Origin of the sequence: Micromonospora sediminicola, from assembly GCF_900089585.1 — a bacterium.
GTDB lineage: Bacteria > Actinomycetota > Actinomycetes > Mycobacteriales > Micromonosporaceae > Micromonospora > Micromonospora sediminicola.
Window position 1 is genome coordinate 3,923,973 of the sequence record NZ_FLRH01000003.1, and the last position, 19,395, is coordinate 3,943,367.

General features: G+C 74.7%; 18 protein-coding genes. 7 read left to right on the top strand and 11 right to left on the bottom strand.

Annotated elements, in window-relative coordinates; all coding sequences use genetic code 11:
• Nucleotides 1-44 precede the first annotated feature (44 nt).
• A complete protein-coding gene (locus GA0070622_RS18755) occupies nucleotides 45-680 on the top strand; it encodes a class I SAM-dependent methyltransferase (protein ID WP_176710557.1) in 636 nt (211 codons plus the stop codon).
• 152 nt (nucleotides 681-832) lie between these two features.
• Here the strand turns inward: GA0070622_RS18755 and GA0070622_RS18760 are convergent, their stop codons facing one another.
• The 6 genes from GA0070622_RS18760 to GA0070622_RS18785 are packed head-to-tail and all read right to left on the bottom strand — an operon-like array spanning nucleotide 833 to nucleotide 8,039.
• The gene (locus GA0070622_RS18760; protein WP_091574547.1) at nucleotides 833-2,623 is read right to left on the bottom strand and encodes a gamma-glutamyltransferase family protein; all 1,791 of its coding nucleotides are present in this window, start codon (nucleotides 2,621-2,623) and stop codon (nucleotides 833-835) included.
• Between the two features lie 11 nt (nucleotides 2,624-2,634).
• Nucleotides 2,635-3,651: an ABC transporter ATP-binding protein gene (locus tag GA0070622_RS18765; RefSeq protein WP_091574551.1), complete on the bottom strand. Its 1,017-nt coding sequence runs from the start codon at nucleotides 3,649-3,651 to the stop codon at nucleotides 2,635-2,637.
• Nucleotides 3,648-4,682 carry an ABC transporter ATP-binding protein gene (locus GA0070622_RS18770; RefSeq protein ID WP_091574555.1) on the bottom strand — a complete coding sequence of 345 codons (1,035 nt, stop codon included), beginning with the start codon at nucleotides 4,680-4,682 and terminating at the stop codon, nucleotides 3,648-3,650. Before GA0070622_RS18770 ends, GA0070622_RS18765 begins: the two co-directional genes overlap by 4 nt.
• Nucleotides 4,679-5,560 carry an ABC transporter permease gene (locus tag GA0070622_RS18775; RefSeq protein WP_091574559.1) on the bottom strand — a complete coding sequence of 294 codons (882 nt, stop codon included), beginning with the start codon at nucleotides 5,558-5,560 and terminating at the stop codon, nucleotides 4,679-4,681. Before GA0070622_RS18775 ends, GA0070622_RS18770 begins: the two co-directional genes overlap by 4 nt.
• Nucleotides 5,557-6,501 carry an ABC transporter permease gene (locus GA0070622_RS18780; RefSeq protein ID WP_091574562.1) on the bottom strand — a complete coding sequence of 315 codons (945 nt, stop codon included), beginning with the start codon at nucleotides 6,499-6,501 and terminating at the stop codon, nucleotides 5,557-5,559. The genes GA0070622_RS18775 and GA0070622_RS18780 overlap by 4 nt, the downstream gene beginning before the upstream one ends.
• Nucleotides 6,501-8,039 (bottom strand): ABC transporter substrate-binding protein, encoded by a 1,539-nt coding sequence (locus tag GA0070622_RS18785; protein WP_091574565.1) that lies wholly within the window; start codon nucleotides 8,037-8,039, stop codon nucleotides 6,501-6,503. The genes GA0070622_RS18780 and GA0070622_RS18785 overlap by 1 nt, the downstream gene beginning before the upstream one ends.
• A 142-nt stretch (nucleotides 8,040-8,181) precedes the next feature.
• On the opposite strand from GA0070622_RS18785, the gene GA0070622_RS18790 reads away from it, so the two are divergent.
• Genes GA0070622_RS18790 through GA0070622_RS18800 form a run of 3 tightly spaced genes read left to right on the top strand, consistent with a single transcriptional unit; the run spans nucleotide 8,182 to nucleotide 11,237 of the window.
• Nucleotides 8,182-8,781 carry a TetR/AcrR family transcriptional regulator gene (locus GA0070622_RS18790; RefSeq protein WP_091574568.1) on the top strand — a complete coding sequence of 200 codons (600 nt, stop codon included), beginning with the start codon at nucleotides 8,182-8,184 and terminating at the stop codon, nucleotides 8,779-8,781.
• Nucleotides 8,778-10,406, top strand: coding sequence for an acyl-CoA dehydrogenase family protein (locus GA0070622_RS18795; protein ID WP_091574572.1), 1,629 nt, complete (start codon nucleotides 8,778-8,780; stop codon nucleotides 10,404-10,406). The genes GA0070622_RS18790 and GA0070622_RS18795 overlap by 4 nt, the downstream gene beginning before the upstream one ends.
• A gap of 9 nt (nucleotides 10,407-10,415) precedes the next feature.
• Complete coding sequence (locus tag GA0070622_RS18800) at nucleotides 10,416-11,237, top strand: MOSC domain-containing protein (protein WP_091574576.1); 822 nt, start codon at nucleotides 10,416-10,418, stop codon at nucleotides 11,235-11,237.
• A 9-nt stretch (nucleotides 11,238-11,246) separates the two neighbouring features.
• On the opposite strand, the gene GA0070622_RS18805 is transcribed toward GA0070622_RS18800, so the two are convergent.
• Nucleotides 11,247-11,807, bottom strand: coding sequence for a GNAT family N-acetyltransferase (locus GA0070622_RS18805; protein ID WP_091574584.1), 561 nt, complete (start codon nucleotides 11,805-11,807; stop codon nucleotides 11,247-11,249).
• A 33-nt stretch (nucleotides 11,808-11,840) separates the two neighbouring features.
• On the opposite strand from GA0070622_RS18805, the gene GA0070622_RS18810 reads away from it, so the two are divergent.
• Nucleotides 11,841-13,046, top strand: coding sequence for a MalY/PatB family protein (locus GA0070622_RS18810; protein ID WP_091574588.1), 1,206 nt, complete (start codon nucleotides 11,841-11,843; stop codon nucleotides 13,044-13,046).
• Between the two features lie 7 nt (nucleotides 13,047-13,053).
• On the opposite strand, the gene GA0070622_RS18815 is transcribed toward GA0070622_RS18810, so the two are convergent.
• Both GA0070622_RS18815 and GA0070622_RS18820 read right to left on the bottom strand, forming a co-directional pair.
• On the bottom strand, nucleotides 13,054-14,151 hold the full coding sequence (locus GA0070622_RS18815; RefSeq protein ID WP_091574591.1) for a winged helix DNA-binding domain-containing protein: 1,098 nt from the start codon (nucleotides 14,149-14,151) through the stop codon (nucleotides 13,054-13,056).
• A 37-nt stretch (nucleotides 14,152-14,188) separates the two neighbouring features.
• Complete coding sequence (locus tag GA0070622_RS18820; RefSeq protein ID WP_091574594.1) at nucleotides 14,189-14,773, bottom strand: DinB family protein; 585 nt, start codon at nucleotides 14,771-14,773, stop codon at nucleotides 14,189-14,191.
• A gap of 89 nt (nucleotides 14,774-14,862) precedes the next feature.
• Between GA0070622_RS18820 and GA0070622_RS18825 the strand changes: the two genes are divergently transcribed.
• Entirely contained in the window at nucleotides 14,863-15,861 is a 999-nt protein-coding gene (locus GA0070622_RS18825) for a WYL domain-containing protein (RefSeq protein ID WP_176710506.1), read from the top strand.
• A 16-nt stretch (nucleotides 15,862-15,877) separates the two neighbouring features.
• Here the strand turns inward: GA0070622_RS18825 and GA0070622_RS18830 are convergent, their stop codons facing one another.
• Both GA0070622_RS18830 and GA0070622_RS18835 read right to left on the bottom strand, forming a co-directional pair.
• The gene (locus GA0070622_RS18830) at nucleotides 15,878-16,189 is read right to left on the bottom strand and encodes an NIPSNAP family protein (RefSeq protein WP_091574604.1); all 312 of its coding nucleotides are present in this window, start codon (nucleotides 16,187-16,189) and stop codon (nucleotides 15,878-15,880) included.
• A gap of 9 nt (nucleotides 16,190-16,198) precedes the next feature.
• Nucleotides 16,199-16,969, bottom strand: a complete 771-nt coding sequence (locus tag GA0070622_RS18835; RefSeq protein WP_091574609.1) for a TetR/AcrR family transcriptional regulator — start codon at nucleotides 16,967-16,969, stop codon at nucleotides 16,199-16,201.
• Nucleotides 16,970-17,243: 274 nt separating this feature from the next.
• Here GA0070622_RS18835 and helR point away from each other — a divergent pair, with 274 nt between their 5' ends.
• Nucleotides 17,244-19,394, top strand: a complete 2,151-nt coding sequence (gene helR, locus GA0070622_RS18840) for an RNA polymerase recycling motor ATPase HelR (RefSeq protein ID WP_091574613.1) — start codon at nucleotides 17,244-17,246, stop codon at nucleotides 19,392-19,394.
• The last annotated feature ends 1 nt before the right edge of the window (nucleotide 19,395 follow it).

Sequence of the window (19,395 nt, forward strand, 5' to 3'; positions counted from 1 at the left end):
ACGGTCGCGACGGTCGGCGCCGGCGCCCACCGCGCGCGCGGATAATCATCGACATGAGCGTCCGATACGACGAGGTTCTCGACCCGCTGCGCCAGGCGTACGACGCTCGCGCGGCCTGGCGCGACGGGCTGACCAAGGAACCGTGGAAGGTGGCGGAGCGTCAGGCGTTCCGGGATCGTCTGGCATCAGGTGCGCGGCTGCTGGAGGTCGGCGCGGGCACCGGGCAGGACAGCGTCTTCTTCCACAAGGAGGGCCTTCACGTGGTCGCGGCCGACCTGTCGCCGGTGATGGTCGAGCACTGCCGGGCCAAGGGCATCGAGGCCCACGTGATGGACTTTCTGCACCTGGACTTCCCGCCCGGCTCCTTCGACGCGGTATTCGCGATGAACTGCCTGCTGCATGTGCCCAACCACGACCTACCCGCGGTTCTGGTCGCCATCCGGGCCGTCCTGCGTCCCGGTGGCCTCTTCTTCGTCGGGGTGTACGGCGGTGGCGAGAGCACCGAGGGTCCCATCGAGGCAGACCAGCACGTGCCGCCGCGCTTCTTCTCGTGGCGAACTGACGAACAGCTGCTCGGCTCTGCCGCCGCCGCGCGCTTCGACGTGGTGGACTTCCATCCGGTCGACACCGGTCGCGACCGCTTCCAGTCGTTGACCCTGCGACGCCCCAGCGACGACTGAGACCCCGCGGGGGACCACGCCTCGACACCCGCCCCACGATCACGGCCTCGCCGATCTTGGACGTGTGGCGCCTCGGATGTCTGTCACGTGGCCTTGTTCACGTGCCACCACGCCACGATCGAGGGAGCACGTGCACGTCCGGCCAGGCCGGGTCAGCGGCCGGTGGCGTAGCCCTGGGCGCCCCGGGGGTTGGCGGCGGCCGAGAGGACGCCGGTACGGGGGTCGCGGGCGACGGCGCACAGGCGACCCAGGCTCCACGGGTCGGACCGGCGCACCGTGTGGCCCCGGGCGCCCAGCGCCGCGAGCACGTCCGGGTCGAGACGGTCCTCGACCACCAGCACGCCCGGCTCCACCTCACGCGGGTAGAACGACGCGGGCAGGCTCGTGGTGTGCCACGCCGGCGCGTCGATAGCCTCCTGCAGCTCCTGCCCGCCGACCAGGTGGCGCAGCAGGAACAGCAGCTGCCACTGGTCCTGCTGGTCGCCGCCGGGCGTGCCGCAGGCCAGGACCGGCTCGCCGTCGCGCAGCACCAGGGTCGGGCTCAACGTGGTACGCGGGCGCCGGCCCGGCGTCAGCGTCGAGGCGAGCCCCTCCTCCAGCCAGCACATCTGCAACCGGCTGCCCAGCGGGAAGCCCAGTTCGGGGATGGTGGGCGAACTCTGCAGCCAGCCGCCGCTCGGGGTGGCCGAGATGATGTTGCCCCACCGGTCGACCACGTCGACGTGGCACGTGTCGCCGCGGGTCACGCCGTCGGCGCGGACGGTGGGTTCGCCGGTGCTCGGGTCCTGCGGGCCGGCCCGCCGGGCGCTGTCGGCGTTCAGGTGTGCCGGCAGCCGGGGCGGCGCGCCGGCCGGGCTGCCGGGACGCAGCGCGGTCGAGGCCCGGGCACCGATCAGCGCGGCCCGCTCACGGGAGTACGCCGGAGACAGCAGCGTCGCCGCCGGCGCCCCGCCGGTGTCGCCGTACCAGGCCTCGCGGTCGGCGAAGGCGAGCTTCAGCGCCTCGGCCTGGGCGTGGATCCCGTCCACGGTGGACGGATCGAGCGCCCGGGGATCGTCGAGCGCGTCCAGCACCGACAGCGTCTGCAGCAGCACCGGGCCCTGGCCCCAGAACCCGGTCTTGGCCACCGTGTGACCGCGCCAGTCGAGCCTGACCGGCTCCTCCCAGGTCGCCGACCAGCCGGCCAGGTCGGCGCCGGTGACCAGGCCGGCGTGCGACCGGCCGCTGGAGTCGCGGAACGGCAGCCGGCTGAACCGGTCGATCGCCTCGGCGACGAACCCCTCGCGCCAGGCCCGCCGGGCCGCCTCGATCTGCGCCTCCCGGTCCGCGCCGGCCGCGCCGGCGGCGTCGACGAGGCGGCGCAGCGTCCGCGCGTACGCCGGGTTGGTGACCATCTCCCCCGCCGCCGGCGCCCGGCCGTGCCGCAGCCACAGCTCGGCGGAGGTCGGCCAGTGCTCGGTGAACAGCGACCGGACCCGCTCGACGGTCTGCCCGGCCGCGCCCACGAGCGGATGGCCGGCGGCGGCGTAGCCGATCGCCGGCTCCAGCACCTCGGCCAGGGACCGGGTGCCGTGGTCACGCAGCAACAGCAGCCACGCGTCCACCGCGCCGGGCACCACGGCGGCGAGCGGGCCGGAACCGGGGACGAGGTCCAGCCCGAGCGAGCGGAAGTGCGCGACGGTCGCGCCGGCCGGGGCCGGGCCCTGACCGCAGAGCACCCGCGGGGTCGGGTCGTCCGCGGTCGCCAGGATCGCCGGCACCTCGCCGGCCGGGCCGTTGAGGTGCGGCTCGACCACGTGCAGCACGAAGCCGGCGGCGACCGCCGCGTCGAAGGCGTTCCCGCCCCGCTCCAGCACGCCCATCGCGGACTGACTGGCCAGCCAGTGCGTCGAGGAGACCATGCCGAAGGTGCCGCGCAGCGTCGGCCGGGTGGTGAAGGTCATCGCCGCCGAGCCTACGCCGCCGGCACGTCTTCGCGCGCCGGGCCGCCGTCGCGGTCCGGCTCGCCGTCGAGCGGGAACAGGCAGGCGGCCCGGTGGTCGGGACCGACCTCGGCCAGCGCCGGGTCGGTGCGGGCGCACTCGTCGCGGGCCCGGGGGCAGCGGGTACGGAAGCGGCACCCGGTCGGCGGGTCCACCGGGCTGGGGATGTCGCCGGTGAGCACGATGCGCCGGCGCTCCCGCTCCACCCGGGGATCGGCCACCGGCACCGCCGACAGCAACGCCGCCGTGTAGGGGTGCGCCGGCTGCCGGTAGATCCGCTCCGGCGGGCCGGTCTCGACGATGCGACCCAGGTACATCACGGCGATCCGGTCGCTCATGTGCTCGACGGCGGCCAGGTCGTGGGCGATGAACAGGTAGGTCAGCCCGAGGTCGCGTTGCAGGTGCCGCAGCAGGTTCATGATCTGCGCCTGCACGCTCAGGTCCAGCGAGGCGATCGGCTCGTCCAGGACGATCAGGTCCGGCTCGCCGGCCAGCGCCCGGGCCATCCCGACCCGCTGCCGCTGGCCGCCGGACAGCTCGTGCGGATGCCGGTCGGCCGTGTCGGCGCGCAGGCCGACCAGGTCCAGCAGCTCGGCCACCCGGGCCCGGCGGGCGGCGGCGGACGCGGCCAGCCGATGCACGGTCAACGGTTCGGCGATGCTGTCGCCGACGGTGCGGCGTGGGTCGAGGGACGCCTGCGGGTCCTGGAACACCATGGCCACGTGGCGGCGCATGCCGCGCAGGCGGCGCCGGGACCAGCGGGTCACGTCCGCGCCGGCCACCCGGACCCGGCCGGAGGTCGGCTCGACCAGGCGCAGCAGCGCCAGGCCGGCGGTGGACTTGCCGCTGCCCGACTCGCCGACCAGGCCGAGCGTCTCCCCCCGGCGGACGGCCAGGGTGACGCCGTCCACCGCCCGCACCACACCGGCCCGGGTCGGGAAGTGCACCGCCAGGTCGTCCAGCTCGGCCACCACGTCCGCGGCTGTCATGGGGTCTCTCCCGGATAGAAGGTGCGGACGGTGTGCCCGTCGCCGACCGGCGTCAACGGGGGCAGCTCGTGCTCGCACCGGGGGTCGGCGCGCACCGGGCAGCGCGGCCAGAACGCGCAGCCCGCTGGCAGGTCGAGCGGGCTCGGCGGCGCGCCGGGGATGGCCACCAGGTCCTCGCCCCGGCGGGACGGGTCCGGCCGGGCCGCGAGCAGCGCCCGGGTGTACGGGTGGGTGGGCGTGTCGAAGACCGCGTCGACCGGGCCCTGCTCGACGATCCGCCCGCCGTACATGACCGCGACGGTGTCGGCGATGCCGGCGACCACGCCCAGGTCGTGGGTGACCCAGACGACCGCCGTGCCCAGCCGCCGTTGCAGGTCGGCGACCAGCTCGACGATCTGCGCCTGGGTGGTGACGTCGAGCGCGGTGGTCGGCTCGTCGGCGATGAGCAGGTCCGGCTCGCAGGCCAGCGCCATGGCGATGACGACGCGCTGGCGCATGCCGCCGGAGAACTGGTGCGGGTAGGCGTCGACGCGCTGCGCGGCCGACGGGATGCCGACCAGGTCGAGCAGCTCCACCGCCCGGTCCCGGGCGGCCCGGCGGGTCAGCCCGAGGTGCGCCTCGGCCGCCTCGGTGACCTGCCGCCCCACCGGCAGCACCGGGTTGAGCGAGGTCATCGGATCCTGGAAGACGAACCCGACGTGCCGGCCGCGCAGCTGGCGACGGCGGTCCTCGGGCAGCGCGGTCAGCTCGCTGTCGAGCAGCCGTACCCGGCCGGTGACCGTGGCGGCGCGCGGCGCGAGACCGGTGGCGGCGAGCAGCGTCATGCTCTTGCCGCTGCCGGACTCGCCGACCAGCGCGAACGTCTCCCCGGCGCGGACCTGCCAGGACACCCCGGCCACGGCGTGCGCCGGACCGCGGCGGGTGCCGACGGTGACGGTGAGGTCCTCCACGGACAGCACGGGCCGGTCGCTCGCGCGGCGCTGGCTCGGCACGCTCTCCCGGCGCTCGCTCCGCTCGGTGCGGTCGCTCATGGGGTGCTCCTGCGGGCCTCGGCGAGGGTGAGCTGGCGCGGGTCGAGCACGTCCCGCAGCGCGTCGCCGACCAGGTTGAAGGCGAGCACGGTCAGGAAGATCGCCGCGCCGGGGAACACGCCCAGCCACCAGGCGTCGGTGACGAAGCCACGACCGTCGAAGAGCATCCGGCCCCAGGCCGGCGCCGGCGGTTGGATGCCGAGGCCGAGGAAGGAGAGCGCGGCCTCGGAGAGGATCGCGAACGCCAGCGACAGCGACGTCTGCACGATCAGCGGCGCGGCGATGTTCGGCAGCACGTGCCGGCGCATGATCCGCAGGTCGGACGCGCCGATGGAGACGGCGGCGCGGACGAAGACCTGCTCGCGGACGGAGAGCACGCCGGCGCGGGTGATCCGGGCGAAGATGGGCGTGTAGACCACGCCGATGGCGACCATGGCGGTGAGCAGGCCGGGGCCGAGCACCGCCACGATGGCCACCGCCAGCAGCAGCACCGGGAACGCGAACAGCACGTCCATGGCGCGCATCAGCACGCTGTCCAGCCAGCCCCGGTAGTAGCCGGCGAACAGCCCGAGCGTCACGCCGGCGACCAGCGCGATGCCGACGCTGACCACGCCGACCTCCAGCGAGACGCGGGCCGCGACGAGCACCCGGCTGAGCACGTCGCGGCCCAGCTCGTCGGTGCCGAACGGGTGCGCCCCGCTGGGCGGGCGCAGCATCTGGTCCACGTCGACGTCGTTGACGCCCGAGGGCGCCAGCCACGGCCCGGCCACGCCCACCACGACCAGCACCAGCAGCACGACCGTGCCACCGACGGCCAGCGGGTCGCGCCGCAGCGCCTCCAGCACCCGGCGTCCGGTGCTCTCCGACACGGCGCTCACTTGACCGTGATCCTCGGGTCGAGGCGGGCGTAGAGGATGTCCACCAGCAGGTTGACCAGCAGGAACAGCGCGGCGACGAGCAGCACCGCACCCTGCAGGACCGGGTAGTCGCGGGCCTGCACCGCGTCGAAGGTGAGCCGGCCGATGCCCGGCCAGGCGAACAGCACCTCGATCACGATGACGCCGCCGAGCAGGCTGGCCAGTTGCACCGCGACCACGGTGACCACCGGGATCAGCGCGTTGCGCAGCACGTGCCGCAGGATCACCACCCGGTTGCGCAGCCCCTTCGCCTCGGCGGTGCGCACGTAGTCGGCGGAGAGGACCTCCAGCACCGACGAGCGGATGAAGCGGGTGAGGATCGACGCGGTGACCAGGCCGACCGTGACCGCCGGCAGGGCCACGTGGGTCGCCCACCGGCCCGGGTCGTCGGTGAGCGCCACGTAGCCCGAGGGCGGCAGCCAGCCGAGCACGCCGGCGAAGAGCAGGATGCCCATGATGCCCATCCAGAAGTCGGGCACCGAGACGCCGAACTGACTGAACACGCGGGCGGCGTGGTCGACCGCGGAGCCGCTGCGCACCGCCGCGACGATGCCCAGCGGGAACGCGACCAGCAGCGCGAACACCACCGCGGTGACCGCGAGCGACAGCGTCGCCGGCAGGCGTTCCAGCACGATCCGGCTGACCGGCTGGCCGGTGCGGAAGCTGACCCCGAGGTCGCCGGTGAGCGCGTGCCCGAGGTAGCTCGCGTACTGCACGGGCAGCGGCTGGTCGAGGCCCGCGCGGGCGCGCAGCGCCTCGTACGTCTGTGGGTCGAAGCGGGTGCCCAGCGCCACCCGCACCGGGTCGCCCGGCACCAGTTGCAGCAGCAGGAAGACCACCAGGGTCACCCCGAGCAGCACGACCGCGGACTGGAGCACCCGCCGCAGGACGAAGCGGGCCATCACTTGGCGAGGGCGACCGAGCGGAACCGGATGGCCCGATCGGTGCGCACCTCGTAGCCGGAGACCTTCTTCGACCAGCCCTGCACGACGTCCGGGTTGTAGAGGTAGATGTAGCTGGCGTCGTCGACGATCTGCTTCGCCGCCTGGTCGTACGCCTGCTTGCGGGCGGCCTGGTCGGTCTCGGTGCGGGCCTGGTCGAGCAGCTTGTCCACGGCCGGGTTGCGGTACTTGTGGAAGTTGAACGTGCCGCCGCTGTGGTGCTGGGCGTAGTAGAACTCGTCCGGGTCGACGTTGCCCAGCCAGCCGAGCATGAACCCGTCGAAGTTGCCCTTGGCCTGCTCGTCGAGCCACTGGGCGAAGTCCAGCGTACGGATCTTGACGGTGATGCCGACGTCCTTGAGCTGGGCGGCGATGACCTGGGCGGCGGTGACGGTCTCCGGGTACTCGCTGGTGACCATCAGGTCCATGGTGAGGTTGCCGACGGCGGCCTGGGTGAGCATCTGCTTCGCCTTGGCCGGGTCGTGGGTGTACGGCGCGTACTCGTAGTAGTAGGCGCTGTCCTTCGGGATGGCCGCCTGGTTGACCGTGGCCAGGCCGAACTTGGCCGCCTTGGTGATCGCCTCCCGGTCCAGCGCGTACGCGACCGCCCGCCGCACCTCGGGGTTGTCGAACGGCTTGCGGGCCTCGTTGAGCGCCACGTACCAGTAGTCGGTGGAGGCCGCGGACCGCACCACCGGGTCGTCGCCGTCCTGCAAGGACTTCACCTGCTGCGGCGGGAGGTTGTCGGTCCACTGCACCTGGCCGCTGCGCAGGTTCTGCAACGCCACCGTGGGGTCCTTGACGAAGGTGAACGTGACGCCGTCCAGCTTCGGCTTCTCACCCCAGTAGGCGTCGTTGCGGACCAGCTTGATGCTGTCGCCGGAGGTGTAGCCGGCCACCTTGAACGGGCCGCTGCCGACGGGCTCGGTCTTGACCTTGCCGGACTCCACGTTGGACTTCTCCACGATCGCGACGCCCTTGAACCCGCCGAGGTTGGCCAGCAGGTTCGGTGTGGGCGCGCTGAGCGTCACCACCACGGTCGCCGGGTCGGGCCCGGTCACCGACTTGACGGTGGCGAACTTGTACGCGGTGTTCAGCTTCTCCTTGATGATCCGCTGGTACGAGTAGACGACGTCCTCCGAGGTCAGCGGCGAGCCGTCGGAGAACTTCGCCCCCTCGCGCAGGGTGAACGTCCAGGTGAGCTGGTCGGCGCTGGTGGTCCACTTGGTGGCCAGCGAGGGCACCATCTTCAGGTCGGCGTCCGGCTCGACGAGCGTGTCGTAGACGTTCTCCAGGACCTGGAAGCTGTAGTAGGCCGAGGTCTTGTGCGGGTCGAGCTGGTCGGGTTCGCCGCCGATCGCGGCGCTGAGGACGCCGCCGGCGCCTCCCGCGTTCCCGCCGCCACCGACGTCGACGGCCTCGCCACCGGTGCATCCGGACAGGACGCCGACGGTGAGGGTGAGTGCGGCGCCGAGCACGCCGAGCTTGTTCCTGGACACAGGCCCCCCTAGCCACTTCCCGGACAAAAGAAAGTTTCGGCGAGTCTTCTCCCCGAGCAGGATGATGTCAACGAATCCCGCCAAAATGACTGGTCGTCGCGGGCCTTGCCGGCAAGGAGTGAATGGTGGTTCAATCCTTGGCGTGGTCTACCGGAGCACCGAGCGGGTCAGGGCCCGGCTGGACGCCTCGCGCCGCCGGATCGTCGCCGCCGCGCTGGAGGTGATGGCCGAGCACGGCTACGCCGGCTGCACCGTGGCGGCCGTGGCGAGCCGCGCCGCGCTGGCCACCGGCACCGTCTACCGCCACTTCCCCACCAAGGCCGACCTGTTCGCCGAGGTGTTCCGCACCGCCTCGCAGCGCGAGGTCGACGCGGTCACCCGCGCCGCCGCGCTCGATACGACCGTCGCCGACCGGGTCACCGCGGTGGTGGAGACGTTCTGCGGCCGGGCGTTGCAGTCCCCCCGCCTGGCGTACGCGCTGCTCGCCGAGCCGGTCGACCCGGCCGTCGACGCCGAGCGGCTGGTCTTCCGCCGGGCGTACGCCCGGGTGCTCGCCGGCCACGTCGCCGAGGGGATCGCCCGCGGGGAGCTGCCGCCGCAGGATCCCGAGCTGGCCGCCACCGCCCTGGTCGGCGCGCTGGCCGAGGCGATGGTCGGCCCGTTGTCCGCCGGGGTGGCCGGCCCCGGGACCATCCCCGGCCTGACCACCTTCCTCCACCGCGCGCTGGGAGTCGCACCGTGACCACACACGAGGTCGTCAACCAGGTCCCCCCGCTGGTCGGCCACGACACCGCCGACGACCCGGCGCTGCTGGAGGGCGTGGCCCGCGAGGGCGCCGGCTGGGCCGTCGCCGAGCTGCACGACCTCGGCCGGCTGGCCGGCGGCGAGCAGGCCGCCGAGCACGGCCGGCTGGCCAACGAGCACCCGCCGGTGCTGCGCACCCACGACCGGTACGGCCACCGCGTCGACGAGGTGGAGTTCCACCCGTCCTGGCACGAGCTGATGCGCACCGCCGTCGGCCACGGCCTGCACGCCGCCCCGTGGGCCGACGGACGGCCGGGCGCGCACGTGGCCCGGGCCGCCCGCTTCCACGTGTGGCGGCCCGACGCCGGGCACGGCTGCCCGATCTCGATGACCTACGCGGCGGTGCCGGCGCTGCGGCACAGCCCCGAGCTGGCCGCGCGCTACGAGCCGCTGCTCACCACCACCGAGTACGACTTCGGGCTGCGCGCACCGCAGACCAAGCGCGGGCTGCTCGCCGGCATGTCGATGACCGAGAAGCAGGGCGGCTCGGACGTGCGCGCCAACACCACGACCGCCCGGCCCGAGCCGGACGGCAGCTACCGGCTCGTCGGGCACAAGTGGTTCACCTCCGCGCCGATGTGCGACCTGTTCCTCACCCTCGCCCAGGCGCCCGGCGGCCTCACCTGCTTCCTGGTCCCCCGCGTGCTGCCCGACGGCGCCCGCAACCCGATGCGGCTGATGCGCCTGAAGGACAAGCTCGGCAACCGCTCCAACGCCTCCGCCGAGGTCGAGTACGAGCACGCGGTGGCGTGGCGGGTCGGCGACGAGGGCCGCGGCGTACGCACCATCATCGACATGGTCAACCTGACCCGCCTGGACTGCGTGATCGGGGCGGCGGCCGGGATGCGTCAGGGCGTGACCACGGCGGTGCACCACGCCACCCACCGGCGGGCCTTCGGCCGCTATCTGGTCGACCAGCCGCTGATGCGCAACGTCCTGGCCGACCTGGCGGTGGAGTCCGAGGCCGCCACCGTGCTGATGACCCGGCTGGCCGGCGCGACCGACCGGTCGGCGCGCGGCGACGACGGCGAGACCGCGTTCAAGCGCCTCGCGCTCGCCGTCGGCAAGTACTGGGTGTGCAAGCGCTGGCCGGGGCACGCCGCCGAGGCGCTGGAGTGCCTGGGCGGCAACGGCTACGTCGAGGAGTCCGGCATGCCGCGGCTGTTCCGCGAGTCGCCGCTGAACTCCATCTGGGAGGGTTCCGGCAACGTCGCCGCGCTCGACGTGCTGCGCGCGCTGACCCGGGAGCCGCAGGTGCTGGCCGCGTACGAGGCCGAGGTGGCGGCCGCGGCCGGCGCAGACGTCCGCCTCGACGCCGCCGTGCGCCGGGTGCGCGACGAGCTGGCCGACCACACCGACCTGGAGCTGCGCGCCCGGCGGGTGGTCGAGCGGCTGGCGCTGGTGCTGCAGGGCGCGCTGCTGGTCCGCCACGGCCACCCCGCGGTAGCCGACGCGTTCTGCGCCTCCCGCCTCGCCGGCGACCACGGCCAGGCGTACGGGACGCTGCCGGGCGGCCTCGACCTCGCCGCGATCATCGACCGGGCCACCCCCAAGATCGGCTAGGGTCGCGGCATGCGGCTCGCGTCGGTGCACCTCTACCCGGTCAAGTCCCTCGGCGGCGTCGACGTCGACCGGGCCGTGGTCGAGCCGTGGGGGTTGCGCCACGACCGCCGGTGGGTGCTCCTGCAACCCGACGGCGGCACGCTGACCGCGCGTACCGCGCCCGCGATGCTCGGCCTGACCGCCGCGCCCGGCGCCGGATCGGTCACGCTGACCGACCGGGACGGCACGTCGCTGACCGTCGCCGAGCCGGTGGACGGGCCACCGGTGGCCACCGCCGTGTCCCGGCTGGACACGGTCCGGCTGGCCGGCGACGAGGCCCACGACTGGCTCTCCGCCCGCCTCGGACTCCCGGTCCGGCTGGGCTGGCTGGACGACCCGCGCCGCCGCCCGGTGTCGACCGACCACGGTGGACGCGCCGGGGACCCGCTGAACCTCTCCGACGCCGGCCCGCTGCTGGTCACCACGGCGCCGTCGCTGCGCCGGCTGCGGGACTGGATCGTCGAGGGCGCGCTGGAGCGGGGCGAGCCCGCGCCCGAGCCGCTGCCGATGGCCCGGTTCCGGCCCTCCGTGGTGCTGGACGGGCCGGTCGCGCCGTTCGTCGAGGACGGCTGGACCGGGCTGCGGATCGGCGCCGTCGACTTCCGGTTCGCCGAACGGTGCGACCGCTGCCAGCTCACGCTGATCGACCCGGTGACACTCACCAGCGGCAAGGAGCCGATCCGCACGCTCGCCCGGCACCGGCGGCAGGACGGCAGGACCTGGTTCGGCGTCCGGTTGATCCCGCTGGGCGGCGGCGAGATCCGGGTCGGCGACCCGGTGACCGCCGGCTGACCCGACGGCTCAGCCCGGGCGGGAGCGCCACTCCTCGGCCAGGATCGCGAACACGAGCTGGTCGGCCCACCCGCCCCGGAACCGGTAGCTGCGCACGTGCCGCGCCTCCCGCCGCATGCCCAGCCGGGCGGCCAGGCGGGCCGACGCCTCGTTGTCGGCGTGGCACCGGACCACCACCCGGTGCAGCCCGAACGCGCCGAACCCCCAGTCGAGCAGCGCCCCGGCCGCCTCGGTGGCCAGCCCACGGCAGCCGTGGTCCGGGTGGAACACGTACCCCAGCTCGCCGGTGCGGTCCGCCCGGCTGCGCCAGACCAGCTCCACCGCGCCGATGACCACGTCCCCGGCCACCACGGCGAGCGTCAGGCAGTCACCCTCCGCGCGCAGCGCGTCCTCCCCCGCCATCGCGACCACCGACACCCGGGACTCCTGACGGGTACGCGGCGCGGCCCCGAGCATCCAGCGGACCACGTCGGGGCGGGCCTGCCAGGCGTGCACGTCGTCGAGGTCGTCGAGGGTGACCGGGCGCAGCAGCAGTCGCGGCGTGCGCAGCGGGTACGTCGGGTGGGCCATCGGCCGATCGTAGGGACGCCTAGGGTGGGCCGCATGACGGTTTCCGCCGACGTCGACAACCCGCTCACCCAACTCACGCTCGACCAGCTCCGGCAGCGCACCAGCGTCAAGTGGCGCCTGCACCCGCCGGACGTGCTGCCGCTGTGGGTCGCCGAGCAGGACGTGCCGCTGGCGCCGCCGGTGGCCGACGCGTTGCGCCGGGCGGTCGAGCTGGGCGACACCGGCTACGCCCACGGGACCGCGTACGCGGAGGCGCTCGGCGGTTTCGCGGCCCGGCGCTGGGACTGGGCCGACTTCCCGGTCGGGCGGACCACGCTGGTGCCGGACGTGATGATGGGCGCGGTCGAGGTGCTGCGACTGGTCACCGATCCGGGTGACGCGGTGGTGGTCTGTCCGCCCGTCTACCCGCCGTTCTACGCGTTCGTCACGCACGCCGGGCGGCAGGTGGTCGAGGCGCCGCTCGGCGCCGACCTGCGGATCGACCACGCCGCGCTGGAGGAGGCGTTCCGCCGGGCCCGCGCCCTCGGCCGCCGGCCCGCGTTCCTGCTGTGCAACCCGCACAACCCGACCGGAGTGGTGCACCGCCGCGACGAGCTGGAGGCGGTCGCCGAGCTGGCCGCCCGGCACGGCGTCCGGGTGGTCGCCGACGAGATCCACGCCCCGCTGGCGCTCACCGGCGCACGGTTCACCCCGTACCTGACGGTGACCGGCGCCGAGGACGCGTTCGCCCTGGTCTCGGCGTCCAAGGCGTGGAACCTCGCCGGCCTCAAGGCGGCGCTGGCCGTCGCCGGGGAGAAGGCAGCGGACGACCTGGCCCGGATCCCCGAGGAGGTCAGCCACGGGCCGAGCCACCTCGGGGTGCTCGCGCACACCGCCGCGTTCCGCGACGGCGGGCCGTGGCTGGACGCGTTGCTCGGCGGGCTCGACGCCAACCGCGCGCTGCTCGGGTCGCTGCTGGCCGACCACCTGCCGAGCGTCTCCTGGCGTCCGCCGGAGGGCACCTACCTGGCCTGGCTGGACTGCACCCGGCTCGGCGTGCCCACCGACGCGCCGGCCGGCGGGGTGGCCAGCGACCTGGCCGGGCCGGCGCGGATGTTCCTCGACCGGGCCCGGGTGGCGCTCAGCTCCGGGCACGTCTTCGGCGCCGGCGGGACGGGCTTCGTCCGGCTCAACTTCGCCACCTCGCCCGCCGTCCTGACCGAGGCGGTGACCCGGATGGGTCGGGCCGTGGCCGGCTGAGCCGGCGTCAGCGCGGCGACGCGGCGACGCGTACCCGCTGGTTCTCCCCGTCGGAGAGGAACGACGCGACCGCCCGGCCCTCCTCGGCGGCGGCGGCGCGTTCGGCCCGGGTGAACGCGCGCAGCGGCGTGACGACCACCGTGCCCGCGTCGACGGTCCAGGTGCCCGCCACCCGGCCGTCGAGCAGCACGAACCGCGCCCCGCCGACGGACAGCAGGCGGTGGGCGTCGTCGATGATCCGGGTGCGGTCGTGGTAGCCGAGCACGGCGTTGTCGAAGGCGGGCAGGAACCGCGCCGGCGCGGGGGTGTCGGGGTCCGGGCGGGGCGCGTCGGGGAGGTCGAGCAGCACCCGACCGCGTTCGTCGCGGAAGGACACCAGCTCGTCGCGGACCGCGGCCACCGCCGCGGGCAACCCGGCGAGGCCGCACCAGGCGCGCAGGTCCGCCGAGGCGGCCGGGCCGTACGCGGCGAGGTAGCGGCGGACCAGGTCCCGCCCGACCGGGTCCGTGCCCTCCGGGGCGGGCGGGTCGACCTCCCGGCCCAGCCAGCCGGCGAGCGCGACGGTCCGCACGCCGGCCGTGGTCCGCCACAGCCCGCGCGGCGGCGCCTGCGCGGTGGGGACCAGGGCGATCAGCATCTCGCCCAGGGCCCGCCGGTCCGCCGCCGGCCACCGGTCGGCCAGCACCCGGACGACCTCGGCGGTCGTGCGGGGCGTGCCGTCGGCCAGCGCCGCCCGGCCGGCCGCGGCGAGGTCGTCGAGGTCCACCCCGTCGAGCGCGCCGCGGTAGACCCCGAGCACCCGCTGCCGCAGCATGCCGTCGTGGCGGGACCGCCACGCCAGCACGTCGTCGGCGGTGAGCAGGTGCACGGTGCGGCGCATCAGGTGGGTCCGCACCAGTCGGCGCCGCACCAGCAGGTCGGACAGGTCCGCCGGGTCGACGTCGCGCAGCCGCGACCACAGCCCGACGTACGGCTCCTGCGGCTCCTGGGCCTGCAGGCCGCACAGGTGCGCCACCGCGTCGGCGACCGGCAGGTCGGCGCGGTCGAGCAGCAGTTGCCGGGCCAACGTCGCCCGGTTCAGCGCCCGGTCGTCCAGCACGGTCATGGGGTTCGGTCCGTCCTCTCCGTCGCGCGGGGCCGGCTCAGGTGGTGGTCTGCCCGTCGAGGGTCTCGCGCAGGATGTCCGCGTGCCCGGCGTGCTGCGTGGTCTCGGCGATCACGTGGATCAGCACCGCCCGGGCGCTCATCACCGTGCCGGGCTCGTTCCAGGGCGCGTCGGGCACCGGCCGGGTCGCCGACAGGTCGTCGAGGGCGGCCACGATCTCCTCGGTGCGGGCCGCGACCCGCGCGTACCGGTCGAGGACGGCCGGCAGCGTGTCCTCGGGCAGCATCCGGAAGTCGCGCTCCCGCTCGATCGCCCACCGCGGCAGCTCCCGGGCGGTGCCGGACAGGAAGTCCTCCCAGGTCACCCCGTCGGGCAGGGCGAAGCTCATCACCTCGGGGCCCTCGACCACGAACCGCAGCCACGCCTCCTCGGTGGACGTCACGTGCTTGACGATGCCGCCCAGGCAGAGCGCGCTGACCGTCGGCCGCTCGCCGGCCTGGGCGTCGGTGAGGCCGCGCACGGTGTTGGTCAGCATGGTCCGGGCGGTGGCGAGCGCCTTGAGCAGGTCGGCCCGCTCGGCGTCGAGGGTGGTGGAGGTCGTGGTCGCGGTGGTCGTCGTCATCGGGGTCCTTCCGGTCGGGATCGGTGCGGGTCCACCGTCGCAGCCGTAGCGGTCAGGATGTGTCCGCTTCTGCGGGCAGAATGCGGGACATGTCGACGACGTCCGCCCGACTGCTCGCCCTGCTGTCCCTGCTCCAGGCGCGCCGGGACTGGCCGGGCGGGGTGCTGGCCGACCGGCTCGGGGTCAGCACGCGGACCGTGCGCCGTGACGTGGACCGGCTGCGCGAGCTGGGCTATCCGATCGGCAGCGCCAAGGGCCCGGACGGCGGTTACCGGCTGGGCGCCGGCTCGGCGCTGCCGCCGCTGCTCTTCGACGACGAGCAGGCGGTGGCGCTCACGGTGGCGTTGCAGACCGCGGCGACCACGGTCACCGGCATCGAGGAGGCCGCGGCGCGGGCGCTGACCACGGTGCGGCAGGTGATGCCGCCCCGGCTGCGCCACCGCGTGGACGCCCTGCGGGTGGTCGCGGTGGAGCGCGCCGGCCCCGCGGCGAAGCCCCGGGTCGAGCCGGGCCTGCTGATGACGCTCAGCGCCGCCGTCCACGCCCGTGAGGTGCTGCGCTTCGACTACCGGAGCGCCGCCGCGGAGCCGGCCGACGACCCGCCGCCGCGCCGGGTGCAACCGCACCACCTGGTCACCTGGAGCGGGCGCTGGTACCTCGTCGCCTGGGACCTGGACCGCGACGACTGGCGCACGTTCCGGGTGGACCGGATCAGCCCGCGTACGCCCACCGGCCCCCGGTTCACGCCCCGGGAGCTGCCCGGCGGCGACGTCGCCGCGTTCGTCGCCGGCCGGTTCCGGGGAGCCACCGGACCCGGCGACTGGCCGTGCCGGGGCGAGGTGATCCTCGACCTGCCCGCCAAGGTGGTGTCCGCGTGGACCCGTGACGGCCTGGTCGAGGAGTTGGGGCCGGACCGCTGCCGGCTGGTCCTCGGCGGCTGGTCCTGGCCCGGCCTGGCCGCCCTGTTCGGCCGCTACGACGCCGACATCGAGGTGGTCGGGCCACCGGAGCTGCGGGACGCTTTCGCGCACCTGGCCCGGCGGTACCGGGCCGCCGCCGACGGTCCGGCCACGCCCGGGGCCGGTTAGCGACGGCGGGCCCGCGTCAGTCCGTCGGCAGGAGCGGACGCATGAACGTGCGTTCGTAGCGCAGCACGCAACCCGACTCGTCGCGGATCCGGTCCGCCGCGACGAACTCCGGGTCCTCCCCGAACCGGGCACGGTAGCGCTCGTACGCGGCCAGGCTCTCGAAGCTGAACAACGCCTCGGCCCGGTCGCTCGCCCCCTCGGCGGGCAGGAAGTAGCCGTGGTGCACGCCGCCGTGCCGCGCCACCAGCCGCATCCAGGCGCGGGCGAACCGTTCGAACGCCTCGATCCGGGCGGGATCGATGGTGTAGTGCACGACACAGGTGATCACGCGACCACCCTAAGCGTCGCCGGTCCGCTCGGCGACGACCGCCGAGATGCCGTCGAGCACCCGTTGCAGGCCGAACTCGAAGGCGTGGTCCGGCCCGTAGGCGGCGCCGTGCGCCAGGCCCGCGGCCGTACCCACCCGGGCGGCGAGCGGATAGCTGCCGGAGGTCATGAACTTCTCCAGCCACGGCCCGTGCGTCTGCCACCACTGGTCGTCGGTCATCCCGGTCTCCCGCTCCAGCTCGACCACGTCGAGCGCGGCCCGGGCCGCGCTCTTCGCGTGCCCGAGCACGAGCGTGAGCACCGCGTCCATCTCCACGTCGTCGAGCCCGATGTCGGCCACCGCGTGCAGCTCGTAGTCGTACTTGGCGAGCACGTTCGGGCCGAGCACCGGCCGGGTGGTCTCGGCGCGCAGCAGCCACGGGTGGGCGCGGTAGAGCGCCAGATTGTCCCGGGCGATGCGTTCCAGCCGCCCGCGCCAGCCGCCCGGCACGTCGGCCGGGCGGGGCAGGTCGCCGAGGACGGCGTCGACCATGACGTCGAGCAGTTCGGCCTTGCCGGGCACGTAGGTGTAGACCGACATGGTGCCGACGCCGAGCGCCTCGCTGACCCGGCGCATGGTGAGCGCGTCGATGCCCTCGGCGTCGGCGATCTCAACGGCCGTGCGCACGATCCGGTCGACGCTCAGACCGGGCCCGGCGCCCCGGCTCGCCGGCTCCCTGGTGCGCCAGAGGAGGGCCAGGCTACGGGCGGGGTCGGCCTTGCGCCTGCGCTCCTTCGACATGGTGTCGCCATCGTACCGGCCCGGACGTGCCGCGATGTGGGCCGCGGCGGCCGGGAACGGGAAACAAGAACTGTTCGCGCAAAAAGAATGGCGGGATCTCCCGCCACTACCAACATATAGCGCACCCGGGGTCTTGCGGCAAGCCCCGGGTGGTGGCGCAGAATTGCCGGCCGAAGCCACGTTCCCGACGAATTGGAAAAGCCGCGAAGAGCGGAGGTACGGCCGTGCCCGCGTACCGGCGGGGGCGGATGCGCCACAGATCGGAGCCGACGAGTTGAACCCGCCCACCACCAGCGTTTTCGATCTTCCCGACCGCCTCCGCGCGAAGGCCGACCCGGCGTTGGTCGCCGCGGACGAGCGGCACTTCGCGGCCCTCGCGGAGCACCTGAGCCGGTCGATCGCCGAGCTGTCCGACCGGCTCGACGCCACCCGCCGGGCCGCCGGCGGCAAGGGCCGGCAGGCCGTCGACCGGGACCAGGAGATCCGCCGGACGACCGCGCGCCTGCGGACCCTGCGCCGCTACGGCCTGGACCTCTGCCTGGGCCGGATGGTCGGCGCGGACGGCACGGAGCCGGTGTACGTGGGGCGGCTCGGCCTCACCGACGGCGCCGGCGGCCGGCTGCTGCTCGACTGGCGCTCCCCGGCCGCCGAGCCGTTCTTCGGCGCCACCCACGCCGACCCGATGGGCCTGGCCAGCCGCCGCCGCTACCGCTGGACGCGCGGCCGGATCACCGACTACTGGGACGAGGTGTTCACCGCCGACGGGCTCGCCGGCCACGCCGCCCTCGACGACCAGTCCGCGTTCATCGCCAGCCTGGGGGCCACCCGCTCGCCCCGGATGCGCGACGTGCTCGGCACCATCCAGGCCGACCAGGACGCCATCATCCGGGCCGGCTCCCGGGGCGCGCTGGTCGTCGACGGCGGGCCGGGCACCGGCAAGACGGTGGTCGCGCTGCACCGCACCGCGTACCTGTTGCACGCCGACCCCCGCCTCGGCGAGCGTCGGGGCGGGGTGCTGGTGGTGGGCCCGCACCAGCCGTACCTGGCCTACGTCTCCGACGTGCTGCCCAGCCTCGGCGAGGAGGAGGTGCAGATCTGCACGCTGCGCGACCTGGTGCCGGAGGGCGCGGCGGCGGCCGCCGAGACCGACCCGGAGGTGGCCCGGCTGAAGTCGTCGGCGGACCTGGTGCGGGCGGTCGACGCGGCGGTGCGGTTCTACGAGGAGCCGCCGACGACCGGGACGACGGTCGCCACCGAGGACGGCGACCTGCGGCTGACCGCCGACGACTGGGCGCGGGCGTTCGAGGCGGCCGGGCCCGGCGCCCCGCACAACGAGGCGCGCGACGAGGTGTGGGCGGAACTGGTCACCATCCTGCTGGAGAAGTACGACGGCGACGAGCCGGAGGCCGTGCTGCGCCGGTCGCTGGCGACCAACCGGGAGTTGGTCACCGCGTTCGCCCGGGCGTGGCCGCTGCTCGACCCGACCGACGTCGTCGCGGACCTCTGGTCGGTGCCCGCCTACCTGCGTCGGTGCGCCCCGTGGCTGGACGTCGAGGAGATCCGGGCGCTGCGGCGCGCCGACGCCCGGGCCTGGACGGTGGCCGACCTGCCGCTGCTGGACGCGGCGCGGCGGCGGGTCGGCGACCCCGAGGCGTCCCGGCGGCGGCGACGCGACGAGGCCGTCCTCGCCGCGCAGCGGGAGCAGATGGACACGGTTGTCGACGCGCTGATCGCCACGCACGCCTACGACGACGGCGAGGGCCTGATGACCATGCTGCGCGGCGAGGACATGCGCACCAGCCTGGTCGACGAGAGCGCGTTGAGCGTCGTGGACCCGGACCTGCTGGCCGGTCCGTTCGCGCACGTCGTGGTGGACGAGGCGCAGGAGCTGACCGACGCCGAGTGGCAGATGCTGCTGTCCCGCTGCCCGTCGCGCAGCTTCACCGTCGTCGGGGACCGCGCCCAGGCCCGGCACGGGTTCGCCGAGTCGTGGCGGGACCGGCTGGAACGGGTCGGGTTCGACCGGATCGAGCTGGCCACGCTGACCGTCAACTACCGCACCCCGGCGCAGGTGATGGCGGAGGCCGAGCCGGTCATCCGGGCCGTGCTCCCGGACGCGAACGTGCCGACGTCCATCCGCACCGGCGACGTGCCGGTGCGCCACGGCGCCCGGTCGCAGCTGCGGGCGGTGGTCGACGGCTGGCTCGCCGGGCACGCCGAGGGGACCGCCTGCGTCATCGGCGACCCGACCTTCCCGGCCGGGGACCGGGTCCGGTCGCTGAGCCCGGAGCTGGCCAAGGGGCTGGAGTTCGACCTGGTGGTGCTGGTCGACCCGGCGGCGTTCGGCGACGGTGTCGAGGGGGCGGTGGACCGCTACGTGGCGATGACCCGGGCCACCCGCGAGTTGGTCGTGCTCACCGGCTGAG